This window comes from Mycobacterium sp. NTMscope_MAC_269 (assembly GCF_976985695.1).
In genome coordinates this window covers 3757124-3777864 of the sequence record NZ_OZ335668.1, presented here as the reverse complement: position 1 = coordinate 3777864, position 20741 = coordinate 3757124, and the positions used below count along the sequence as shown (strand labels likewise).

Genomic DNA, 20741 nt, shown 5'->3' with positions numbered 1-20741 from the left:
CTTGAACCCCGCGGCCGACACGCGGGAATGTTCGCCATTGACGAAAAAGTAGAACACGTTCTAGCGTCTATGCGTGTCCGCAAATTCCTTTTCCGGCCCGCTCACCCAAGCGATCGCCGAGGCCGAAGAGCTGGTGGCCGCCGCACCGCACATCGAGACCGAGGCCGACCTGCTCGAGGGGCTCCAATACCTGGCGGGCTGCGTCGCGGCCTGCACACATCTGGCCTTCGACTACGACCGTGACCATCCCTTCCTGCAGTCGGGTACCGGGCCGTTCACCAAGATGGGCCTGGACAACCCCGACACGCTTTATTTCGGCACGCGGGTGCACGCCAACCACGACTACGTCGTCACCGGCAGGCGCGGCACCACCACCGACCTGAGTTTCCAGCTGCTCGGCGGCGAGTACACCGACGACAACGTGCCCGTCAGCCAGGCGGCGTTCGACGACCGGGAGCTGGAGATCGCCCCCGACGGCAGCTTCGAATGGCGGGTTCGGCCGACCAACCCCGGACAGCTGGTCATCCGCGAGGTGTACGGCGACTGGGCCGCACAGCGCGGCACGCTGGCCATCTCCCGGCTGGACACCGCGGGCACCGCGCCGCCGCCGCTGAGTCGTGCAACCATCGAAAAGCGTTTCGCCACAGCCGGAAAGCAACTGGTGAACCGGGTGAAGACGTGGCTGCAGTTCCCGCAGTGGTTCTATTTCAACATTCCGGTCAACACGATGGTCGCGCCGCGGTTGACGCCCGGCGGTCTGGCGACGCAGTACTCGTCGGTGGGGCATTACGAGCTGCGCCCCGACCAGGCGCTGGTGATCACCATCCCGGTCACCGACGCCCCCTACCTCGGGTTCCAGCTGGGCAGCCTGTGGTACATCTCGCTGGATTACATCAACCACCAGACATCGCTGAACAACACTCAGGCGCAAGTGGATCCGGATGGCAAGGTGCGTATCGTCGTCGCCGACCAGAACCCCGGCGTGACCAACTGGGTGGAGACCCTGGGGCATCGGAAGGGCATCCTGCAGTTCCGCTGGCAGCGGGTATCGCGGCAGCTCACCGACGCCGACGGTCCCAGCGTCGAGCTGGTCGACATCGACGCCGTGCCGGCGACGCTGCCGTACTTCGAGCACAACAAGATCTCCGATGACGACTGGCGTGAGCGAATCACGCTGCGCCAACAACAAATTCAGGCGAGGATGCTGGGATGACGAAGTTGCTCGATGGCAAGGTAGTGGTGATCAGCGGCGTCGGTCCGGGTCTGGGTACGACACTGGCGCACCGATGCACGCGAGAGGGCGCCGACCTGGTACTGGCCGCCCGCACACCCGAACGGCTGGACGACGTCGCCAAGCAGATTGCCGACATCGGGGGCCGCGCGACGACGGTGCGCACCGATATCACCGATGACGACCAGGTGAACAACCTCGTCGCCGCCACGCTGGACGCCTACGGCAAGGTCGACGTGCTGATCAACAACGCCTTCCGGGTGCCGTCGATGAAGCCGTTGGCCGGCACCACGTTTCAGCACATTCGTGATGCGATCGAACTCAGCGCGCTCGGTGCCCTGCGGCTGATCCAAGGCTTTACCGAGGCGCTGGCGGAATCCAAGGGTTCGGTCGTCAACGTCAACTCCATGGTGATCCGACACTCGCAGGCCAAGTACGGCGCCTACAAGATGGCCAAATCCGCGCTGTTGTCCATGTCGCAGTCGTTGGCCACCGAGCTCGGCGAGCAGGGTATCCGCGTCAATTCCGTTGCACCCGGCTATATTTGGGGTGACACCTTGCAGGCCTACTTCAACCATCAGGCCGGCAAGTACGGCACCACGGCCGAGCAGATCTATGAGGCCACCGCAGCGAACTCTGATCTCAAGCGGCTGCCCACCGAGGACGAGGTCGCCTCGGCAATCTTGTTCATGGCCAGTGACCTGTCCAGCGGCATCACGGGGCAGACCCTGGACGTCAACTGCGGGGAGTACCACACGTAATGCCGTCGCCGACGATGCAGAGCGCAGCGATGAGGAGGAGGCGGCGCAACGATGCCGTCGCCGACGATGCAGAGCGCAGCGATGAGGAGAAGGCGGCGCAACGATGAGTGATCGCACCGATATCGGTACCGTCGACGAACTACACGCATCGGCCACCAAGCTGACCGGGCTCGACGACTTCGGTGTCGACGACGACAACTATCGCGAAGCGCTTTCAGTGCTGCTGGACTCCTACCGGACCGAGGCGGGGCTTACGGTGTTGGGCAGCAAGATGAATCGCTTCTTCCTGCGCGGGGCGCTGGTGGCCCGATTGCTGTCCGAGGCCTCCTGGAAGCAATACCCGCAGTACGCCGGCGTCGCCATCGAACGCCCCATCTTCGTCACCGGGCTGGTGCGCACCGGGACCACGGCGCTGCACCGGCTCCTGGGTGCCGATCCCGCGCATCAGGGCCTGCACATGTGGCTGGCCGAATTCCCGCAACCGCGCCCGCCGCGCGAGACCTGGGAGTCGCATCCGCTGTACCGCCAGCTCGACGCGCAATTCACCCAGCACCACCAGGACAACCCCGGCTACACCGGGCTGCATTTCATGGCGGCCTACGAGCTGGAGGAGTGCTGGCAGCTGCTGCGGCAGTCGCTGCATTCGGTGTCCTACGAAACGCTGGCGCACCTCCCGAGCTACGCGCGGTGGCTCGCCGAGCAGGACTGGACGCCGTCGTATCGGCGGCACCGCAAGAATCTTCAGCTGATCGGGCTCAACGACGCCGACAAGCGGTGGGTGCTGAAGAACCCCAGCCACCTGTTCGCGTTGGACGCGTTGATGGCGACGTATCCCGACGCGCTGGTGATCCAGACGCATCGGCCCGTCGAAACGATCATGGCCTCGATGTGCTCGCTGGCGCAGCACACCGCCGAAGGCTGGTCGACGACGTTCACGGGCGCCCAAATCGGTGCTGACGCAATGGAAACCTGGTCGCGAGGGTTGGAGCGGTTCAACACCGCGCGGGCCAAATACAGCCCGTCGCAGTTCTACGACGTCGACTACAGGCAATTGATCGCGGACCCGATGGGTATCGTCGCCGACATCTACCGGCACTTCGGGCTGACGCTGACCGAAGAGGCCAGGGCCGCCATGGAAAAGACCCACGCCGACAGTCAGTCCGGCGAGCGGGCGCCCAAGCACACCTACTCGCTGGCGGACTACGGCCTGAGCACCGAGACGGTCAAGGAGCGATTCGCGGGCCTGTGATCCGTCGCGAAACTGCAACTGGCGACACACTTCCCGAGTGAGACCGTCGGTAGCTACAGTCTCGCGGAGTCAGTCGAGGTAGCCTTCCGCGACGGCATGCTCGATGCTGTCGCTCAGTTTGGGGCAGGATCGCGTGCGAGCGGTGTCACCGCCGGATTCGCGCACTTCGGTGAAGTACGCGCAGCGCTGCCAGGCCTCGCTGTTCCATTGCACCGCAGTGTGTCCCGGTCCGAGTCTGCGAACGGTGACCCGAACATGGCAGAAACGGCAGTCCACCGGCAGCAGTCCGGAGTTGAGGTAGCGTTCGCGGTCGGCGCGGCTGGCTTCGGCCACGGCGGCCGCGCGTTGCGGGTCGTTGGCGAAATCCCTTGACTTCGACCACGATCGGGACCCGCCGTTGTCGGCGGGCTTCTCGTCGTGGTCGTGATGATCGCCGTGCAGCTGCAACATCGACCGCGCAAGCCGATCGACGTCAGGTACCTCCGGCTGATCGTCGGGCATGATGCCTAGTGCTGCTCCGCCGGAACGTCCTCGGATTCCTTGGCCTTGAGGTTGTCCTCGACCTCGGAATTCCAGTACTCGTTCGCGCGGGTGGTGTCCACCTCGATCTCGAAGCGCTCCACCATTTCCGGCTCGATGTCGGCGACGTCGACATAGAACTGCTGATACCAGCGGCGCAGCTGGTAGACGGCGCCGTCCTCTTCGACCAGCAGCGGATTGTCGATGCGTGTCTTGTGCTTCCAGATCTCGACGTCCTGCAGGAAGCCCTTGCTGACACCCTCGGTGAACACCTTCGCCAACTTGTCGGTCATCTTGTCGTCCATGCCCTTGGGCTTTTCGACGATGACGCCCCACTGCAGCACGAACGAGTTCTGGGTCACCGGGTAGTGGCAGTTGATCAGGATCGACTCGGCCTTGTAACCGCCGTAGCTGTTGTGCAGCCAGTTGATCATGAACGACGGGCCGAAGTAGGAGGCCTCGGAATCCAGGTGCGCCTCACCGTAGGTGGTGCCGAGGTCGCTGACGTCGGGCCGGCCCACGTTGTGCAGGTACTGCGAGGCGACGTGGCCTTCGAAGACGTTCTTGAAGTACGTCGGCAACCCGAAATGGATGTAGAAGAAATGCGCCATGTCGGTGACGTTGTCGATGATGTCGCGGCAGTTGGACCCCTCGATGAGGATGCTGTTCCACCGCCACTCGGTCCACTCGTCGCTGTGGGCTTCCGGGATGTCCGGAATCTGCACGGCGGGGTCCGGCGGATTGTTTTCGTGGTCGTGCCAGACGAACAGCAGGCCGCCCCGCACATCGGTCGACCACGCCCGGGTGCGCGCCGTCTTGGGCGTGCGCTTGGCGTACGGAACCAGCTTGCAGCGGCCGTCGCCACCCCAGCGCCAGTCGTGGAAGGGACAGGCGACCTCGTCGCCCTTGATCGTGCCTTCCGACAGGTCGCCGCCCATGTGGCGGCAGTACCCGTCGAGGACCTTGATGTCCCCGTGGGAGTCGGCGAATACCACCAGCTTGGTGCCGAAAGCCTCGATCGAGTGCGGCTTACCATCCTGGAAGTCCTTCGCGACGCCCAGGCAGTGCCAGCCGCGGGCGTACCTGGTCGGCAAGGCGCCGGGGTCGATCTCCCGGATGCCGACCGCCTTGGTGTCGGTACTCACCAGTCACCTCCAACTCGTAGCCCTCTAACTAGAACACGTTACAGTTTTGCGGCGGGGGCGCGCAACGACGGCGTGCCTGGCTGGGACATATGCGTGCTGGGGTATATGTAAACGATGCCGCTGTTTGCATTCGAGGGCCGCGCGCCACGGGTCGACCCCACCGCTTTTGTGGCACCGACGGCCACCCTGATCGGCGACGTTGTCGTGGAGGCGGGCGCCTCGATCTGGTTCAACGCCGTCCTGCGGGGCGACTACGGCCCCATCGTGGTCCGCGAGGGCGCCAACGTGCAGGACGGGTCGGTGCTGCATGCCCCTCCCGGCATCCCGGTGGACATCGGTCCCGGTGCGACGGTCGCGCACCTGTGTGTCATTCACGGGGCCCACGTCGGGCAGGAGGCGCTGATCGCCAACCACGCCACCGTGCTGGATGGCGCGGTGATCGGCGCGCGCAGCCTGGTCGCCGCGCACTCACTGGTGACGGCCGGCACCCAGATCCCGGCCGGGATGCTGGCCGTCGGCGCGCCGGCTCAAATCAGGGGTCCGGTGGCCGGCACCGGCGCCGAGATGTGGGTCAAGGTGAATCCGCAGGCCTACCGCGACCTCGCCCAGCGGCATCTGGCCGGGCTGGAGCCGATTTAGACCTTTTTGGTGTTGGCCGCCGCGCGGTCCATCTCCCAGTAGGCGCGCAGGGCCACCAGCTTGCCCTCGTCGTTGGCCTTATAAGTGAACACGCCCTCGGCGGTCGTCTGGTAGTCGCCCGTCGTGATGAGGATGTGCCCGACGTTGGCCTCCTCGTTGCCGCACTGATAGGTGTCGCGGAAAACGAACTCGATCTTCGTCGTGGGGGCTATCGCCTTGTCCCAGAACGCCGAAATCGCGTCGCGGCCGCGGTGGCCGAGGCCTTCGGGGTCAAACGCCGAGGGGCCGATCGGGTCCTCGACAATGGCGTCCTCGGCGAACACCGCCAGCCAGGCATCCTTGTCCCGGGCCGCCACCGCGTCGCGCGAGCGGCGGCCGGCCTCGTGCGCGGGATGCATGTCAGGCTCTCTCGGCCGCCGGCTTGTCGGCGCCGACCACCCACATGGAGTAGTACTGCGAGCCGCCGCCGTAGGCGTGTCCCAACGCTTTTCGCGCGTTGGGAACTTGGTGGTCGCCGCCCTTGCCCATGACCTGGATCGCGGCCTCGGCGAAACGAATCAGGCCCGACGCGCCGATCGGGTTCGACGACAGCACACCGCCCGACGCGTTCACCGGCAGCCGGCCGCCGATCTTGGTCTCGCCCGCCTCGGTGAGTTTCCAGCCCTCGCCCTCGGGCGCAAACCCGAGGTTTTCCAACCACATCGGTTCGAACCAGGAGAACGGCACGTAGATTTCCGCGGCGTCGATCTCGTCGATCGGGCTCGTGATGCCGGCGGCCTTCCACAGCGCGGCGGCCGCGTCACGGCCGGCCTGGGGGCTGACCTGGTCGCGCCCGGAGAACTGTAGTGGCTCTGTGCGCAGCGCTGTGGCGTGGATCCAGGCCACCGGATTACCTTGCGCCAGACGGGCTTCGGCGGCCTCCTCGTTGCCGATCACGACTGCCGCCGCGCCGTCGGAGGACGGGCAGGTTTCGTCGTAGCGGATCGGGTCCCACAGCATCGGGGACGCCATCACCTTCTCCACGGTGATGTCGGGCTGGTGCAGGTGCGCCAGCGGGTTGCGGGCACCGTTGAGCCGGTCCTTGACCGCGACTATGGCACCGATGTTCGTCGGCGCCCCGGATCGACGGATGTAGGAGCGCACGTGCGGGGCGAAGTAGCCGCCCGCGCCCGCGCCCACCGGCTTGATGAAGGGGATCGGAATCGACAACGCCCACATCGCGTTTGATTCCGACTGCTTTTCCCAGGCCATCGCCAGCACGCGCCGGTACTTACCGGACTGCACCAGGCTGGCGGCCACGACACCGGTGGAGCCGCCGACGGATCCGGCGGTGTGAACCCGAATCAGCGGCTTGCCGGTGGCGCCCATGGCGTCGGCCATGAACAGTTCGGGCATCATGACGCCCTCGAAGAAGTCCGGGGCCTTACCGACCACGACGGCGTCGATGTCGTCGAAGGTGCAACCCGAGTCGGCCAGCGCCCGATCGATCGCCTCGCGCACCAGGCCGTTCATCGAAACGTCTTGGCGCTTGGCGACGTACTTCGTCTGTCCGGTACCTAGTACCGCAGCAATGTTCGGCCCTGCACCGGCCATCAGTTCTTCCCTTCCATGACCGCGACCAGGTTCTGTTGTAGCGCTGGTCCGCTGGTGGCGTGCGCCAGCACCCGCTCAGCCGAACCATTCCAGATGTGTTGTGCTGCAAAGCCGATCCGCTCGAGCCCGGCGACGAACATGGGATTGGCCGCCAGCGCGCCACCGGACGGATTGACCTTGGTCGGTCCCGGTATCCGGATGGCTTCCTCGATGATCAGGTGCTGGTGGGTGAAGGGCGCGCAGATCTCGGCCACGTCCAGGTTGTCGGTCCTGCCGCCGGTGGCCACGTGGGCCGCGGCTTTGGTCGACGGGGACTCGGTCAGGTCACGCGCCCCCAGCGACGGGGTTTCGATGCGATGCTCGATTCCCGTGATCCAGGCGGGGTTTTCGCGAAGTTCGCGTGCCCGGTCGCCGGCCGCGAGCACGATCGCCGCTGCGCCATCGGTGATGGGCGCGATGTCGTGGCGCCGCAGGGGGTCCGAGTAAAACGGCCGTTCGAGCAGTTCGGCCACGCTGATCGAGCCCTCTACCTTGTCCACCCGGCGCGCGTTCGCGAAGGAGTCGAAGGCCACGCGCGCCATCTGCTCCTCGGTCCACTTGCCGGTGTCGAGGCCGATGCGGGCCTGCAGCCCGGCCATCGAGATCGAATCGGGCCACAGCGGCGCGACGGTGTACGGGTCGGTCTGCCGCGTCAGGATCTGGCGCAGGATCCCGGCCGAGGACTTGCCGAAGCCGTACACGAGTGCGGTGTCGACCTCACCGGTCAACAGCTTGATGTAGGCCTCGTAGAGGGCCCAGGCCGCGTCCATCTCGACGTGCGATTCGTTGATCGGCGGAACGGCACCGATCGAGTCGATCGCCGAGATGAACGAAAAAGCCCGTCCGGCAAGGTAATCGGACGACCCGGAGCACCAGAAGCCGATGTCGGTCCTCTCGATGCCCAGCTCCTCGTACAGCTGGGCGAAGCACGGTATCAACATCTCGACACCGTTGGTGGTGCCGTCGGTGCGGCGGACGTGTGGTGCGTGGGCAAAGCCGACTACCGCGACGTTGCGAGAACTCATGTGTTCCTAAGCCCTTTACAGGTGGTGCTTGTAGGTGTCGTAGTCGGCGTCGGGTTCGCCGGTCGGCCGGAAGTACTCGATGTTGTCGATGCCAAAACCCCACTCCTCGCGGGGTTTCCACACCGCTTCGACGCGCATGCCCATCCGTACCTCGTGCGCGTCGATGTCGGCGACGAGATGCAGGAACGGGATGTCGGCCCCGTCGAGCAGCACATAGGCGGCCACGTAGGGCGGCTTGATGCGCTGGCCCTGGAACGGGATGTTGATGATCGCGAACGTCGTCACGGTGCCCTTGTCCGGCAGCTCGACGAAGTCGGTGGTCGGCTGGCCGGTGGCCGGGTCGGCGCCGTGGGGCGGGAAGTAGACCTTGCCGTGCTCGCCCGTCTTCGCGCCGAGCAGCTTGCCCTGGGCGATGGCCCGCAGGTAGGCGCTCTCCTCGTGCGAGGCGCTGTGCTGAATGGTCAGCGAGACGGGCGTGACGATCATGGTCACCGGATCCTTGTCGCCGTCCGACTGCTCCGCGACGACTTCAGCGTCCTCCCCGAGCGCGAAATACGCGATGTCGGTGATGGCGCCCACCGGCTCGTCGACCCAGTGCACATGCACCCTCGCGCCGGTCTTGATGGCCGTGGGCTCGCCGGCGTCCACAGCATGGATCAACGGGGTGTCGGCGCCGTCGAGCTTGATCAGCGCCCAGGCGAACGGCCGGTCGAGCGGCTGGCCCTCCATCGGTTCGGGCTGCCAGGTCCACGAGACGACGGTGCCGACACTGGATACCGGTACCATCTCGCCCAGCGGCTCGTAGGTGACCGGGTCATATTCCGGCGGCGGCACATGCACCCGGCCATCCGATCCGCGCACCCCCAGGACGTGGCGATCACGCAGTGCGGTGAAGAACTTGCTCAGCGTGGGGCCGACCGAACGGGTGTAGTCGAAGGACAACGTCAGTGGTGCGGCGAGCGGTGGCTCCGGGTTATCCATCAGGGGCGGGCTACTCGAGCTGGCTGTCACGCCATCGAGTAGAACAGGTTCTAAGAACGGATTCAACATCGGGTCTGCAACCGGAAGGGCGAAGACGATGAAGCTGGGACTGCAGCTTGGATATTGGGGCGCTCAGCCGCCCGAGAACCACGGTGAGCTCGTCGCCGCGGCCGAGGACGCCGGTTATGACGCCGTCTTCACCGCCGAAGCGTGGGGATCCGACGCCTACACACCGCTGGCGTGGCTGGGTTCGTCGACGTCGCGGGTGCGGCTGGGCACCTCGGTGGTTCAGCTGTCCGCGCGGACGCCGACGGCCTGCGCGATGGCGGCGCTGACGCTCGATCACCTGTCCGGCGGCCGGCACGTGCTCGGCCTCGGCGTGTCCGGGCCGCAGGTCGTCGAGGGCTGGTACGGCCAGTCGTTCCCCAAGCCGCTGGCCCGTACCCGCGAATACATCGACATCATCCGCCAGGTGTGGGCGCGCGAGGCTCCGGTGACCAGCGACGGGCCGCACTATCCGCTGCCTCTCAAGGACGGGGTCCGGGGGCCGGCAACGGGTTTGGGCAAGCCGCTCAAGCCGATCACCCATCCGCTGCGGGCCGACATCCCGATCATGCTGGGCGCCGAGGGGCCGAAGAACGTCGCGCTGGCCGCCGAGATCTGCGACGGCTGGCTGCCGATCTTCTACACGCCGCGCATGGCCGACACCTACAACGAGTGGCTGGACGAGGGATTCGCCCGCCCGGGCGCGCGCCGCAGCCGCGAGGACTTCGAGATCTGCGCGACGGCCAACATTGTCATCACCGAGGACCGCAGCGCCGCGTTCGCGGCCATGAAGCCCTACATCGCGCTGTACATGGGCGGGATGGGTGCCGAAGACACCAACTTCCACGCCGACGTCTACCGCCGGATGGGCTACTCCGAGGTGGTCGACGACGTGACGAAGCTGTTCCGCAGTGGACGCAAGGACGGCAAAGAACGAGCCGCGGAAATCATCCCCGACGAGGTGATCGATGACGCCGCGATCGTCGGCGACGTCGACTACGTGCGTAAGCAGATCAAGGCCTGGGAGGCCGCCGGCGTCACCATGATGGTGGTGTCCGGCCGCAGTACAGAGCAGGTCCGCGAGCTGGCGAGCTTGATCTGACCCACGCCCGCCGCGGACTAGAACACGTTCTAGTTTTCTTGCCAGCGGTCGAGAACGCGTTCTAGATTGTCCGGATGACACGCCCGACGACGCCGAGCGCGCGGCGCGATGGGGGCGAGCCGGGCAATCGACGCCCGGCCCGCCGCTCAGCCGAGCGGGTGGGCGTCGCCGAACGTCATCTCGACGTGGCCGACAGATCCGGAGATCATCGCCCGCTTGGGCAGGCCCAGCGACGCCAACTCCTTGGCGTAGGCGTGATCGCCCAATCGCAACGTGGCGCCGCCGGGCCGACCGTGCAGTCCGCGCACCCGCATCTCCCACGGCACTTCCCGGGTGGTGCCGTCGGCGTAGGTGTAGGTCTTGAGGACCTGCGGGCGCGAGGTGAACAACGACGGCACCGGCAATCCGCGGGCGAAGTCGATGCCGGCGATGTGTGCGCCGTCGGCGCTGACGTCGAACCCGAACCCGCCCTGCTCGCGAATGGTGAAGTCGGCCATGATCTTCGGGAACCCCCAAATGGAGCGTCCCGCCTCCAGGGTGAAGCTCTGATCGACCGGCAGATGGTGGATGAAGGCGGCCGCGTCGCCCAGCGCCCGCCAGCCCCGCGCCGTCGAACCGGGGGGATTGACCATCACGCAGGTGCCGAATTCGTGGTAGGACCCCAGGTCGCCGTCGATGTAGCGGGCGAGCATCAGGTTGACCACCGCCCGACCCGGGCGGTGCTCGCAGACTCGCAGACCGCTGTAGTCGATAAGTCGTTGCGCCGCTTGCGCATCCACCGAAAACATCGCGGTATGCACGTCCGCTTTCCGTATCCGCACCGGCATGGTGAGGACTGTCCCCGCAACGATGTGTTGTGACTCAGCCATGCCGGTTACTGTAATCCGTTCGTCAACATTTGGAGGCTGTAGATGACTTCGACCATCCCGGAAGCAATCTCGAACATCGACCTGACCGACGGCAATTTCTATGCCGACCGACACACCTCGCGCGAGGCGTATCGGTGGATGCGCGCCAACCAGCCGGTGTTTCGCGATTGCAACGGACTGGCGGGCGCCACCACCTATCAAGCCATCCTGGACGCCGAACGCAATCCAGAACTGTTCTCCAGCACCGGGGGCATCCGTCCTGAACAGCCGGGCATGCCCTACATGATCGACATGGACGATCCCGCACATCTGTTGCGCCGCAAGCTGGTCAACGCCGGCTTCACCCGCAAGCGGGTGAAGGAGAAGGAGCCGTCGATCGCCAGGCTGTGCGACACCCTGATCGATGCGGTGTGCGAGCGCGGCGAGTGCGACTTCGTCCGCGACATCGCCGCCCCGCTGCCGATGGCGGTGATCGGCGACATGCTGGGCGTGCTGCCGCAGGAACGCAGCATGCTGTTGAAGTGGTCCGACGACCTGGTCTGCGGACTGAGCTCGCACATCGACCCCACGTCGGACACGGCCCAGGCGGTGATGGCCGCGTTCGCGGCGTACACCGAATTCACTCTCGCCATCATCACCAAGCGGCGCGCCGAGCCCACCGACGACCTGTTCTCCATCCTGGTGAACGCCGAGGTGGAGGGGCAGCGGATGTCCGACGACGAGATCGTCATGGAGACGCTGCTCATCCTCATCGGCGGTGACGAGACCACGAGGCACACGCTGAGCGGAGGGACCGAACAGCTGGTGCGCCACCGCGACCAGTGGGATGACCTGGTGCGCGACCCGTCGTTGCTTCCGTGTGCCATTGAAGAGATGCTGCGCTGGACGTCGCCGGTGAAGAACATGTGTAGAACCCTGACCGCCGACACCGACTTCCACGGCACCTCGCTGCGCGAGGGCGAGAAGATCATGCTGCTGTTCGAGTCGGGCAACTTCGACGAGTCGGTGTTCGAGGATCCGGACAGCTTCGACATCCGGCGAAACCCGAACAGCCACATGGCTTTCGGCTTCGGTACCCACTTCTGTCTGGGCAACCAGCTGGCCCGCCTCGAGCTGTCGATGATGACCGAGCGGGTGCTCAAGCGGCTGCCGGACATGAGGCTGGCCGACGACGACTCGACGCTGCCGCTGCGGCCGGCGAACTTCGTCAGCGGCCTGGAAGCCATGCCGGTGGTGTTCACCCCGAGCGCGCCGCTGCTGGGCTGACGCGGGCTCGGACGCGAGCGTAACCGCACTGCGGAAAATCAGGCCTTCCCTTCAGGGGGTGAATGCAACAGCTTCTAGATGAGGAGTTGTTGTGCGTCCGTCGTCGTTGTCATGGTTGGGCCGTCGGTTTTGGGATCACATCAAGGAGGGAATGTCGCCCGGTGAGGCCGGGGTGGCTGTCGGCGTGTCGATGTCCAGTGGTCAGCAATGGTTTGCTGATGCTGGCGGGGTGAGACCAAAGTTTCCAGCAGTTGGGCCCCGCTCGCGGCCTCGGCTGAGCTATGAGGAGCGCGAAGAGATCCAGGACGGTGTGGCCCGTGGCGAGTCGATCCGTGACATCGCGAATCGGTTGGGTCGTCACCCAACGACGGTGATGCGTGAGATCAACCGCAATGGGTGGTGCCGCGGGCGCTACCGGGCGCGGTATCGATTCGGCGCCCGATGGCGCGGCGGGTGGGATCCCCGGCCGCGTTATCGCGCGAGTAAGGCCCATGCGCGCGCCCGGGAGCGGGCTCGCCGGCCCAAACCGGGCAAGCTGGCCACCAACCAGCGGCTGCATGATGAGGTGCAGACTCGGTTGCAAGACCAGCACAGTCCCACCCAGATTGCTCAGCGGCTGGTGATGGATTTTCCCGACGAGGCGGAGATGCGGGTGTCCCACGAGACGATCTATCAAGCGATTTACGTTCAGGGCAAAGGGAACTTGCGCCGCGAGTTGCACAGCTGCCTGCGCACCGGGCGTGCACTGCGCAAACCCCAGCGCCGCGCCGATCAGCGCCGCGGCCGCATCCCGAACATGGTCAACATCAGCGAGCGCCCACCCGAGGTCGAAGACCGCGCCGTACCCGGGCATTGGGAGGGCGATCTGATCCTGGGCAGCGCCGCATCGGCCTCGGCGATCGGCACCGTGGTGGAGCGGATGACGCGGTTCGTGATGCTGCTGCACCTGCCTGAGGACCACACAGCGCTGGCGCTGCAGGAGGCCATCGTGGCCAAAATGGCGCAGCTGCCGGCAATCCTGCGCAAAACACTGACCTGGGATCAAGGCAAAGAAATGGCCAACCACATCGCCATCGCCGAGGCCGCCCAACTGGATATCTACTTTTGCGACCCCCACTCACCGTGGCAGCGCGGCACCAACGAAAACACCAACGGACTGCTGCGCCAATACTTTGCTAAAGGCACCGACCTATCCGCGTTTCCCGCCGACTACCTCGACTACGTCGCCGCCAAACTCAACAACCGGCCCCGCCAAACACTGGGCTGGAAAACCCCCGCCGAAGCCCTCGACGAACTACTCTCCAACCCGTCAAAACCACCCGCTGTTGCAAACACCGCGTGAAACCGCCGGCGAAATTTCGCAGTGCGGTTACGCTCGCGAACTGCGGAGCGAAAAGAACGCCCTAGGCGGCCGCAACCCGGAGGGGGCCGACCGCGCTAGCGGCTTTGGAAGTTGGGCTTGCGCTTCTCGGCGAACGCCCGGGGACCTTCCTTGGAGTCCTCGGAGAGGAACACCGGTATCCCGTTGGCGGTATCGGGCTTGAAGGCCTCTTCCTCGTGCATGCCCTCGGTCTCGCGGATCGTCTTGAGGATCGCCTGCACGGCCAACGGCCCGTTGTTCTCGATGACCTCCGCGATTTCGAGGGCCTTGGTCAGCGCCTGCCCGTCGGGCACGACGTGGCCGATCAGGCCCATCTCCTTGGCCTCGGTGGCGGTGATGTGTCGCCCCGTCAGCAGCAGGTCGCACGCCACCGTGTAAGGGATCTGGCGCACCAGTCGCACCGCGGAACCGCCCATCGGATACAGGCTCCACTTGGCCTCGGAGATGCCGAATTTGGCGCTCTCGCCGGCCACCCGGATGTCGGTTCCCTGCAGGATCTCTGTGCCCCCGGCGATGGCCGGGCCCTCGACGGCGGCGATCAGCGGCTTTTTCAGCCTGCGACCTTTGAGTAGGGCATCGATTCGTGACGGGTCGTAGCTGCCGTCCTTGAATGACTCGCCCGGCGGCTTCTGGGTTGCGGCCTTGAGGTCCATGCCCGCGCAGAAGTAGCCACCTGCGCCGGTCAGGATGCAGCAGCGGATGTCGGGATCGTTGTCGACACGGTCCCAGGCCTGGACCATGATTTCCATCATTTCCGTGCTCAAGGCGTTGCGGCGGTGCGGCCGGTTCATGGTCACGATGAGCGTGTGACCACGCTGTTCCACCAGCGCATCGGCTTCAGAGGGCCCGGTTTCCCCGTTTTCTGTGTTTGCTGGGGTTCCGGCATTCTCCACGGACACGGCTACCGCCTCTCCCTCGACAATCGTCACGAGCTTGCCTCGAAATGTAACACGTTCTAATTTGGTGGCCGTGGCCTTGAATATTGCCGATCTTGCAGAGCACGCCATCGATGCTGTGCCCGAGCGTGTCGCCCTGATCTGCGGCGACGAGAAGTTGACGTACGCCCAACTGGAGGAGAAGGCCAACCGCCTTGCTCACTACCTGCTCGAGCAGGGGGTGAAAAAAGACGACAAGGTCGGCCTGTACTGCCGAAACCGCATCGAGATCGTCATCGCGATGCTCGGCATCGTCAAGGCGGGCGCCATCCTGGTGAACGTCAACTACCGCTATGTCGAGGGCGAGCTGCGCTACCTGTTCGACAACTCCGACATGGTCGCGCTGGTCCACGAGCGCCAGTACTCCGACCGGGTGGCCAACGTGCTGCCCGAGACCCCCAACGTCAAGACGATCCTCGTCGTCGAGGACGGCTCGGATCTTCCAGACGACGCTTTCGGCCGCTACGGCGGCGTCGAGTTCTACTCCGCGATCTCCCAGAGCTCGCCCGAGCGCGACTTCGGCCCGCGCAGCGCTGACGACATCTACCTCCTCTACACCGGGGGCACCACCGGCTTCCCGAAGGGCGTGATGTGGCGCCACGAGGACATCTACCGGGTGCTGTTCGGTGGAACCGACTTCGCCACAGGCGAATTCGTCAAGGACGAGTACGACCTGGCCAAGGCCGCCGCGGCCAACCCGCCGATGGTCCGCCACCCGATTCCGCCGATGATCCACGGCGCCACCCAGTCGGCCACCTGGATGTCGATCTTCTCGGGCCAAACCACCGTGCTGGCACCGGAATTCAACGCCGACGAGGTGTGGCGCACGATCCACGACCACAAGGTGAACCTGCTGTTCTTCACCGGCGACGCGATGGCCCGGCCGCTGCTCGACGCGCTGCTGGCCCACCAGGACGAGGGAAACGAGTACGACCTGTCGTCCTTGTTCCTGCTCGCCTCCACCGCGGCGCTCTTCTCGCCGAGCATCAAGGAGAAATTCCTCGAGCTGTTGCCCAACCGGGTCATCACCGACTCCATCGGATCCTCGGAGACCGGATTCGGCGGCACCAGCATCGTCGCGAAGGACGCGCCGCACGCCGGTGGCCCGCGCGTGACGATCGACCACCGCACCGTCGTCCTCGACGAACAGGGCAACGAGGTCAAGCCCGGCTCGGGTGTGCGCGGCTTCATCGCGAAGAAGGGCAACATTCCCGTCGGCTACTACAAGGACGAGAAGAAGACCGCCGAGACGTTCAAGACCTTCAACGGCGTGCGCTACGCCATCCCCGGCGACTTCGCCGAGGTGGAGGCCGACGGCACCGTCACGATGCTGGGCCGCGGCTCGGTGTCGATCAACAGCGGCGGCGAGAAGATCTACCCCGAGGAGGTCGAGGCCGCGCTCAAGGGCCACCCCGACGTCTTCGACGCCCTGGTGGTCGGTGTGCCCGACGCCCGGTACGGCCAGCACGTCGCGGCCGTCGTCCAGCCGCGGCCGGGAACGCGGCCCGCGCTGTCGGAGCTGGATGCCTTCGTGCGTTCCGAGATTGCCGGATACAAAGTGCCGCGCAGCCTGTGGCTGGTCGACGAGGTCAAGCGTTCGCCCGCCGGTAAACCCGACTACCGCTGGGCCAAGGAGCAGACCGAGGCGCGCCCGGCCGACGACGTGCACGCCGCTCACGTCACCGCGTGACGCGCTTGCGGCGCTAGGACCGCGCGCGGCGTGACCGACTTCGTCAAGCACAACCCGGACGCGCCCGCCCGTTTCTTCGCCGCGGAAGCCGCCGGCCTGCAATGGCTTTCCGGCGTCGACGGCGGCGTCCCGTGCGCGCAGGTCGTTTCCGTGTCCCCGACGAGCCTGACGCTGCGGCGCCTCGATTCGGCGAGCCCCACCCCCGAGTCGGCGCGCGTGTTCGGTGGCCGACTGGCCATCACGCACGACGCCGGCGCCCCCGGTTTCGGCGCCGGGCCCGATGGTTGGGACGGGCCCGGCTTCTTCGGACCGCTGTCGCAGCCCCTGCCGATGTCGCTGCGATCGCACCGGCGCTGGGGCGAGTTCTACGCTCGGGAACGCCTGGCGCCGATGGCCGAACTCGCGGCACCGCGGCTCGACACGGCGACTCGCGAGGCCGTCGACGCCGTCGCGGCACGGTGCCGTGCGGGCGATTTCGACGACGACGACCCGCCGGCCCGGCTGCACGGCGACTTATGGAGCGGCAACGCGATGTGGACGCCCGGCGGGGTGGTGCTGATCGACCCCGCCGCGCACGGGGGTCACCGCGAGACCGACCTGGCGATGCTCGCGCTGTTCGGCTGCCCGCACTACGACGCCGTCATCGACGGCTACCAGCGGGTGCGGCCGCTGCGACCCGGCTGGCGCGACCGCGTCGGGCTGCACCAGCTCTTCCCATTGCTGGCCCATGTCGTGCTGTTCGGCGGCGGGTACGCGCGGCAGACCAACGCCGCCGCCCGCGCCGCGCTGGCCGCCTGAGGTCGGAGGTCAGCCGGCCCCGGGCTACTGTCGATCCCGATGACGATCGACGTCTGGATGCAACACCCGACGCAGCGGTTCCTGCGCAGCGACATGCTGGCGTCCCTGCGGCGCTGGACGGGCGGGTCGATCCCCGACACCGAAATCCCCATCGAGGCGACCCTGGAGTCGATGGATGCCGCCGGCGTGCACTTGGGCGTACTCAGCGCTTGGCGTGGCCCGAACGGCCAAGACCTCGTCTCCAACGACGAGGTGGCGCAATGGATTGCCGCACACCCGACCCGGTTCGCCGGCCTCGCCACCGTCGATCTCGACCGCCCGATGGAAGCGGTCCGGGAGTTGAGACGGCGGATCGGCGAAGGATTCGTCGGCCTGCGGGTCGTGCCATGGCTGTGGAACGCCCCGCCCACCGATCGTCGCTATTATCCGCTGTTCGCCCAATGCGTGGAGTCCGGCGTGCCGTTCTGCACGCAGGTCGGCCACACCGGCCCGCTGTGTCCCTCGGAGACCGGCCGGCCGATCCCCTACATCGACCAGGTGGCGCTCGATTTCCCGGAACTGGTGATCATCTGCGGCCACGTCGGCTACCCGTGGACCGAAGAGATGGTCGCGGTGGCCCGCAAGCACGCAAACGTCTACATCGACACGTCCGCGTACACAATCGCGCGACTGCCGGAAGAACTCATCAGATTCATGAAAACTCCTACCGGACAACGGAAAGTGTTGTTCGGCACCAATTACCCGATGATCGGCCACGAGCACGCGTTGGCGGGGCTGGACGACCTCGGGCTGTCCGACGAGGCTCGCCGAGACTTCTTGCGCGGCAATGCCGAACGAGTGTTCCGACTGGAGGCAATCACGTGAATGGCGCCCAGGCCCTGATCAACACCCTGGTCGACGGCGGCGTCGACGTGTGTTTCGCGAACCCGGGCACCTCGGAGATGCACTTCGTCGCGGCCCTGGACAGCGTCCCCCGGATGCGCGGCGTGCTGGCCCTGTTCGAGGGGGTCGCGACCGGCGCGGCAGACGGTTATGCCCGCATCGCCGATCGTCCGGCGGCGGTGCTGCTGCATCTGGGGCCCGGATTGGGCAACGGCCTGGCCAATCTGCACAACGCGCGCCGCGCCCGGGTGCCGATGGTGGTGGTAGTCGGTGATCACGCGACGTATCACAAAAAGTACGACGCCCCACTGGAATCCGACATCGACGCCCTCGCCGGCACCGTTTCGGGATGGGTGCGCCGAACGGGTGACGCCGCCCAGGTCTCGGCCGACGCCGTCGAGGGCATCGCGGCCAGCCGTTGGGGGTCGCAGATCTCGACGCTGATCCTGCCCGCCGATGTGTCCTGGTCCGACGGCGCCCAGGTGTTCTCCAACCTCGATGCGCAGCCGGCCAGCGCTGACCCACTGCTGGCGCCCGAGGTGCTCGAGGTGCTTGGCTCCGGCGAGCCCACGGTGATCATGGTGGGCGGCGACGCCACCCGCCGCGGCGGGCTGGCGGCGGCCACCCGCATTGCCGCGGCGACGGGTGCGCGCGTGTTGTGCGAAACCTTCCCCACGCGGCTGGAGCGCGGCGCCGGCGTCCCCGCGGTCGACCGGCTCGCCTATTTCGCCGAGGCCGCCACGGCCCAGCTGGACGGGGCCAAGCATCTGGTGCTGGCGGGCGCCAAATCGCCGGTCTCGTTCTTCGCCTACCCCGGCATGCCCAGCGACCTGGTACCGGCCGGCTGCGAGGTGCACGTGCTTGCCGAACACAGCGGCGCGGCACAGGCTTTGATCGATTTGGCTGACCAGGTGGCGCCCTCGACCGAGGCGCCGGTGGCGGCCGCGTCGCGTCCCCCGCTGCCGACGGGCGCACTGACCTCCGCCTCGGCGGCGGACGTGATCGGGGCGGTGATGCCGGAACGGACGATCGTGGTCGACGAGTCGAACACCTCCGGAGTGCTGCTCGCCCAGGCGACCGCCGGGGCGCCCGCACATGACTGGCTGACCCTGACCGGCGGGGCGATCGGCTACGGCATTCCCGCGGCGGTCGGTGCGGCGATCGCCGCACCGGATCGCCCGGTGCTGTGCCTGGAATCCGACGGCTCGGCCATGTACACCATTTCCGGGTTGTGGACCCAAGCGCGGGAGAACCTCAACGTCACGACCGTGCTGTACAACAACAGCGCCTACGACATCCTGCGCATAGAGCTGCAACGCGTCGGCGCCGGGTCGGCCCCCGGACCCGAAGCGCTCTCTTTGCTCGATTTGTCAGACCCAACAATGGATTTCGTGAAAATCAGTGAAGGCATGGGGGTCCCGGCCCGTCGCGTCACCACCGCCGAGGAGTTCGCCGATGCGCTGCGCACCGCATTCTCAGAAGCCGGGCCGCATTTGATCGACGCGGTCGTGCCGTCAATAACGGGCTAGGGTCGGCACCCGGCTCAGCAGCCAGTCGGTCAGCGTATTGACCACATCGACACCCGTGTCGAACGCGCCGTCGTGCGCGTCCGCCGCCAGCGCCACGCCCCACGGCCCGGATGGGGTGGAGACAATCCCGAACTGCCGAACCAGGTACTCGCCGTGTACCCCCGGACCCCAACCACCCTTGGCGGCAAGACCTTTGGCGGCCAGGCCCCACCGGTCACCGGTGGTTAGTCGCTGCATCAGGTCGATCACCTCGGCCGCGCCGGGGATGGTCGGCAGCTCCGCGGCGAACCGCGCCTGGCGCTGCAGGCCCCACTGGGTTTGGCCGAAAGCGGTGAAACCACGGCGAAGTCGGCGTGACTCGACCACCGTCGCGGTGTCACCGCCTTCGGCCACCACCGCCTGAACCCGCCGTGCCGCGTCGGCCGGTTCACCCAACTGCGACCACAACTGCTCGGACGCGCGATTGTCGGATTCGGTGATGGCCTGCACGGCAAAATCGCGGGCACCCAGCCAATCGTTGCGCAGCGCCGCTACCGCCAGGGGCACTTTGATCGTCGACCATGCCACGCCAGACCACCAGCTCCCCAGCGAAAACGTTCTGTCCGGCCGGGCGATCGCGACGCCGACGTTCGCCGGCACCGCGGCGGAAAGCTGTTCGAAGCTGGCTTCCAGCGCGAGCTCGAGAGGACGCGCCGTCATGCGCTGGTTCCGATATCGGCGTGCGTGACCGCGAGGCCGAGATGGGGGACCGGCGCATCAACCATCGTGTCTCCTTGTCGTTGCGGCATCTTCAGTGCGGCGCCGGCGCCCAGTGACATCGTGCGTCGGGCGAAACCATCAGCTCGACGGCGGCAGCGGCGCCCCTTCCTCCGGCGGGGGAGGAGCTTCCCAGGGTTCGGAATCCGGCGCCGGCGGTGACCACACCAGCGGCGGCGGTGGAGGCATCGGAGGGGGAGGGGGAGGGTCGGCCGCGGCGAAACCGGTGCTCAGCCCGAGTGCGGCGCTACCCAGCGACCCAACCAGGATCGCGTCGGCAAGCATTTCGCGGATTTTCATCAAGCG

The 20741-nt window shown here is 66.6% G+C and carries 21 protein-coding genes; 11 read left to right on the top strand and 10 right to left on the bottom strand.

Going from position 1 to position 20741, the window contains the following annotated elements; genetic code table 11:
* Positions 1 to 73 precede the first annotated feature (73 nt).
* From ACZ50Z_RS17720 to ACZ50Z_RS17710, 3 genes are all read left to right on the top strand, one after another.
* Positions 74 to 1213, top strand: a complete 1140-nt coding sequence (locus ACZ50Z_RS17720) for a hypothetical protein (protein WP_464484709.1) — start codon at positions 74 to 76, stop codon at positions 1211 to 1213.
* Positions 1210 to 1992 (top strand): SDR family oxidoreductase, encoded by a 783-nt coding sequence (locus ACZ50Z_RS17715; RefSeq protein WP_464484708.1) that lies wholly within the window; start codon positions 1210 to 1212, stop codon positions 1990 to 1992. The genes ACZ50Z_RS17720 and ACZ50Z_RS17715 overlap by 4 nt, the downstream gene beginning before the upstream one ends.
* Positions 1993 to 2095: 103 nt before the next feature.
* Complete coding sequence (locus ACZ50Z_RS17710) at positions 2096 to 3241, top strand: sulfotransferase family protein (RefSeq protein WP_464484707.1); 1146 nt, start codon at positions 2096 to 2098, stop codon at positions 3239 to 3241.
* A 69-nt stretch (positions 3242 to 3310) separates the two neighbouring features.
* Here ACZ50Z_RS17710 and ACZ50Z_RS17705 read toward each other — a convergent pair whose 3' ends face one another.
* Complete coding sequence (locus ACZ50Z_RS17705) at positions 3311 to 3742, bottom strand: hypothetical protein (protein ID WP_464484706.1); 432 nt, start codon at positions 3740 to 3742, stop codon at positions 3311 to 3313.
* 5 nt (positions 3743 to 3747) lie between these two features.
* Positions 3748 to 4905, bottom strand: a complete 1158-nt coding sequence (locus ACZ50Z_RS17700; RefSeq protein ID WP_464484705.1) for a Rieske 2Fe-2S domain-containing protein — start codon at positions 4903 to 4905, stop codon at positions 3748 to 3750.
* A gap of 114 nt (positions 4906 to 5019) precedes the next feature.
* Here ACZ50Z_RS17700 and ACZ50Z_RS17695 point away from each other — a divergent pair, with 114 nt between their 5' ends.
* On the top strand, positions 5020 to 5544 hold the full coding sequence (locus tag ACZ50Z_RS17695) for a gamma carbonic anhydrase family protein (protein WP_464484704.1): 525 nt from the start codon (positions 5020 to 5022) through the stop codon (positions 5542 to 5544).
* Here the strand turns inward: ACZ50Z_RS17695 and ACZ50Z_RS17690 are convergent.
* From ACZ50Z_RS17690 to ACZ50Z_RS17675, 4 genes are read right to left on the bottom strand one after another with little or no spacing between them, the layout of a single operon-like run.
* Positions 5541 to 5942, bottom strand: a complete 402-nt coding sequence (locus tag ACZ50Z_RS17690; protein ID WP_464484703.1) for a nuclear transport factor 2 family protein — start codon at positions 5940 to 5942, stop codon at positions 5541 to 5543. The two genes, ACZ50Z_RS17695 and ACZ50Z_RS17690, sit on opposite strands and share 4 nt — an antisense overlap.
* 1 nt (position 5943) lies before the next feature.
* Positions 5944 to 7137, bottom strand: a complete 1194-nt coding sequence (locus ACZ50Z_RS17685; protein ID WP_464484702.1) for a thiolase domain-containing protein — start codon at positions 7135 to 7137, stop codon at positions 5944 to 5946.
* The gene (locus ACZ50Z_RS17680; RefSeq protein ID WP_464484701.1) at positions 7137 to 8201 is read right to left on the bottom strand and encodes a thiolase domain-containing protein; all 1065 of its coding nucleotides are present in this window, start codon (positions 8199 to 8201) and stop codon (positions 7137 to 7139) included. The genes ACZ50Z_RS17685 and ACZ50Z_RS17680 overlap by 1 nt, the downstream gene beginning before the upstream one ends.
* A gap of 15 nt (positions 8202 to 8216) precedes the next feature.
* Entirely contained in the window at positions 8217 to 9212 is a 996-nt protein-coding gene (locus ACZ50Z_RS17675; protein ID WP_464484700.1) for a Zn-ribbon domain-containing OB-fold protein, read from the bottom strand.
* A gap of 67 nt (positions 9213 to 9279) precedes the next feature.
* Here ACZ50Z_RS17675 and ACZ50Z_RS17670 point away from each other — a divergent pair, with 67 nt between their 5' ends.
* The gene (locus ACZ50Z_RS17670; protein WP_464484699.1) at positions 9280 to 10329 is read left to right on the top strand and encodes an LLM class F420-dependent oxidoreductase; all 1050 of its coding nucleotides are present in this window, start codon (positions 9280 to 9282) and stop codon (positions 10327 to 10329) included.
* 146 nt (positions 10330 to 10475) lie between these two features.
* On the opposite strand, the gene ACZ50Z_RS17665 is transcribed toward ACZ50Z_RS17670, so the two are convergent.
* Entirely contained in the window at positions 10476 to 11198 is a 723-nt protein-coding gene (locus ACZ50Z_RS17665) for an acetoacetate decarboxylase family protein (RefSeq protein ID WP_464484698.1), read from the bottom strand.
* A gap of 42 nt (positions 11199 to 11240) precedes the next feature.
* Here ACZ50Z_RS17665 and ACZ50Z_RS17660 point away from each other — a divergent pair, with 42 nt between their 5' ends.
* Positions 11241 to 12464, top strand: a complete 1224-nt coding sequence (locus ACZ50Z_RS17660) for a cytochrome P450 (RefSeq protein WP_464484697.1) — start codon at positions 11241 to 11243, stop codon at positions 12462 to 12464.
* A 151-nt stretch (positions 12465 to 12615) separates the two neighbouring features.
* Positions 12616 to 13806: an IS30 family transposase gene (locus ACZ50Z_RS17655; protein ID WP_464483774.1), complete on the top strand. Its 1191-nt coding sequence runs from the start codon at positions 12616 to 12618 to the stop codon at positions 13804 to 13806.
* A 95-nt stretch (positions 13807 to 13901) separates the two neighbouring features.
* Here the strand turns inward: ACZ50Z_RS17655 and ACZ50Z_RS17650 are convergent, their stop codons facing one another.
* On the bottom strand, positions 13902 to 14774 hold the full coding sequence (locus ACZ50Z_RS17650) for a crotonase/enoyl-CoA hydratase family protein (RefSeq protein ID WP_464484696.1): 873 nt from the start codon (positions 14772 to 14774) through the stop codon (positions 13902 to 13904).
* A 34-nt stretch (positions 14775 to 14808) separates the two neighbouring features.
* On the opposite strand from ACZ50Z_RS17650, the gene ACZ50Z_RS17645 reads away from it, so the two are divergent.
* From ACZ50Z_RS17645 to ACZ50Z_RS17630, 4 genes are read left to right on the top strand one after another with little or no spacing between them, the layout of a single operon-like run.
* A complete protein-coding gene (locus ACZ50Z_RS17645) occupies positions 14809 to 16470 on the top strand; it encodes an acyl-CoA synthetase (RefSeq protein ID WP_464484695.1) in 1662 nt (553 codons plus the stop codon).
* A 30-nt stretch (positions 16471 to 16500) separates the two neighbouring features.
* Complete coding sequence (locus tag ACZ50Z_RS17640; protein WP_464484694.1) at positions 16501 to 17268, top strand: fructosamine kinase family protein; 768 nt, start codon at positions 16501 to 16503, stop codon at positions 17266 to 17268.
* Between the two features lie 39 nt (positions 17269 to 17307).
* The gene (locus ACZ50Z_RS17635; protein WP_464484693.1) at positions 17308 to 18132 is read left to right on the top strand and encodes an amidohydrolase family protein; all 825 of its coding nucleotides are present in this window, start codon (positions 17308 to 17310) and stop codon (positions 18130 to 18132) included.
* Positions 18129 to 19679, top strand: a complete 1551-nt coding sequence (locus ACZ50Z_RS17630) for an acetolactate synthase large subunit (RefSeq protein WP_464484692.1) — start codon at positions 18129 to 18131, stop codon at positions 19677 to 19679. Before ACZ50Z_RS17635 ends, ACZ50Z_RS17630 begins: the two co-directional genes overlap by 4 nt.
* Here the strand turns inward: ACZ50Z_RS17630 and ACZ50Z_RS17625 are convergent.
* Both ACZ50Z_RS17625 and ACZ50Z_RS17620 read right to left on the bottom strand, forming a co-directional pair.
* Positions 19665 to 20378, bottom strand: coding sequence for a serine hydrolase (locus tag ACZ50Z_RS17625; protein ID WP_464484691.1), 714 nt, complete (start codon positions 20376 to 20378; stop codon positions 19665 to 19667). The genes ACZ50Z_RS17630 and ACZ50Z_RS17625 overlap by 15 nt on opposite strands.
* 138 nt (positions 20379 to 20516) lie before the next feature.
* Positions 20517 to 20735 carry a hypothetical protein gene (locus ACZ50Z_RS17620; protein ID WP_464484690.1) on the bottom strand — a complete coding sequence of 73 codons (219 nt, stop codon included), beginning with the start codon at positions 20733 to 20735 and terminating at the stop codon, positions 20517 to 20519.
* Positions 20736 to 20741 lie beyond the last annotated feature (6 nt).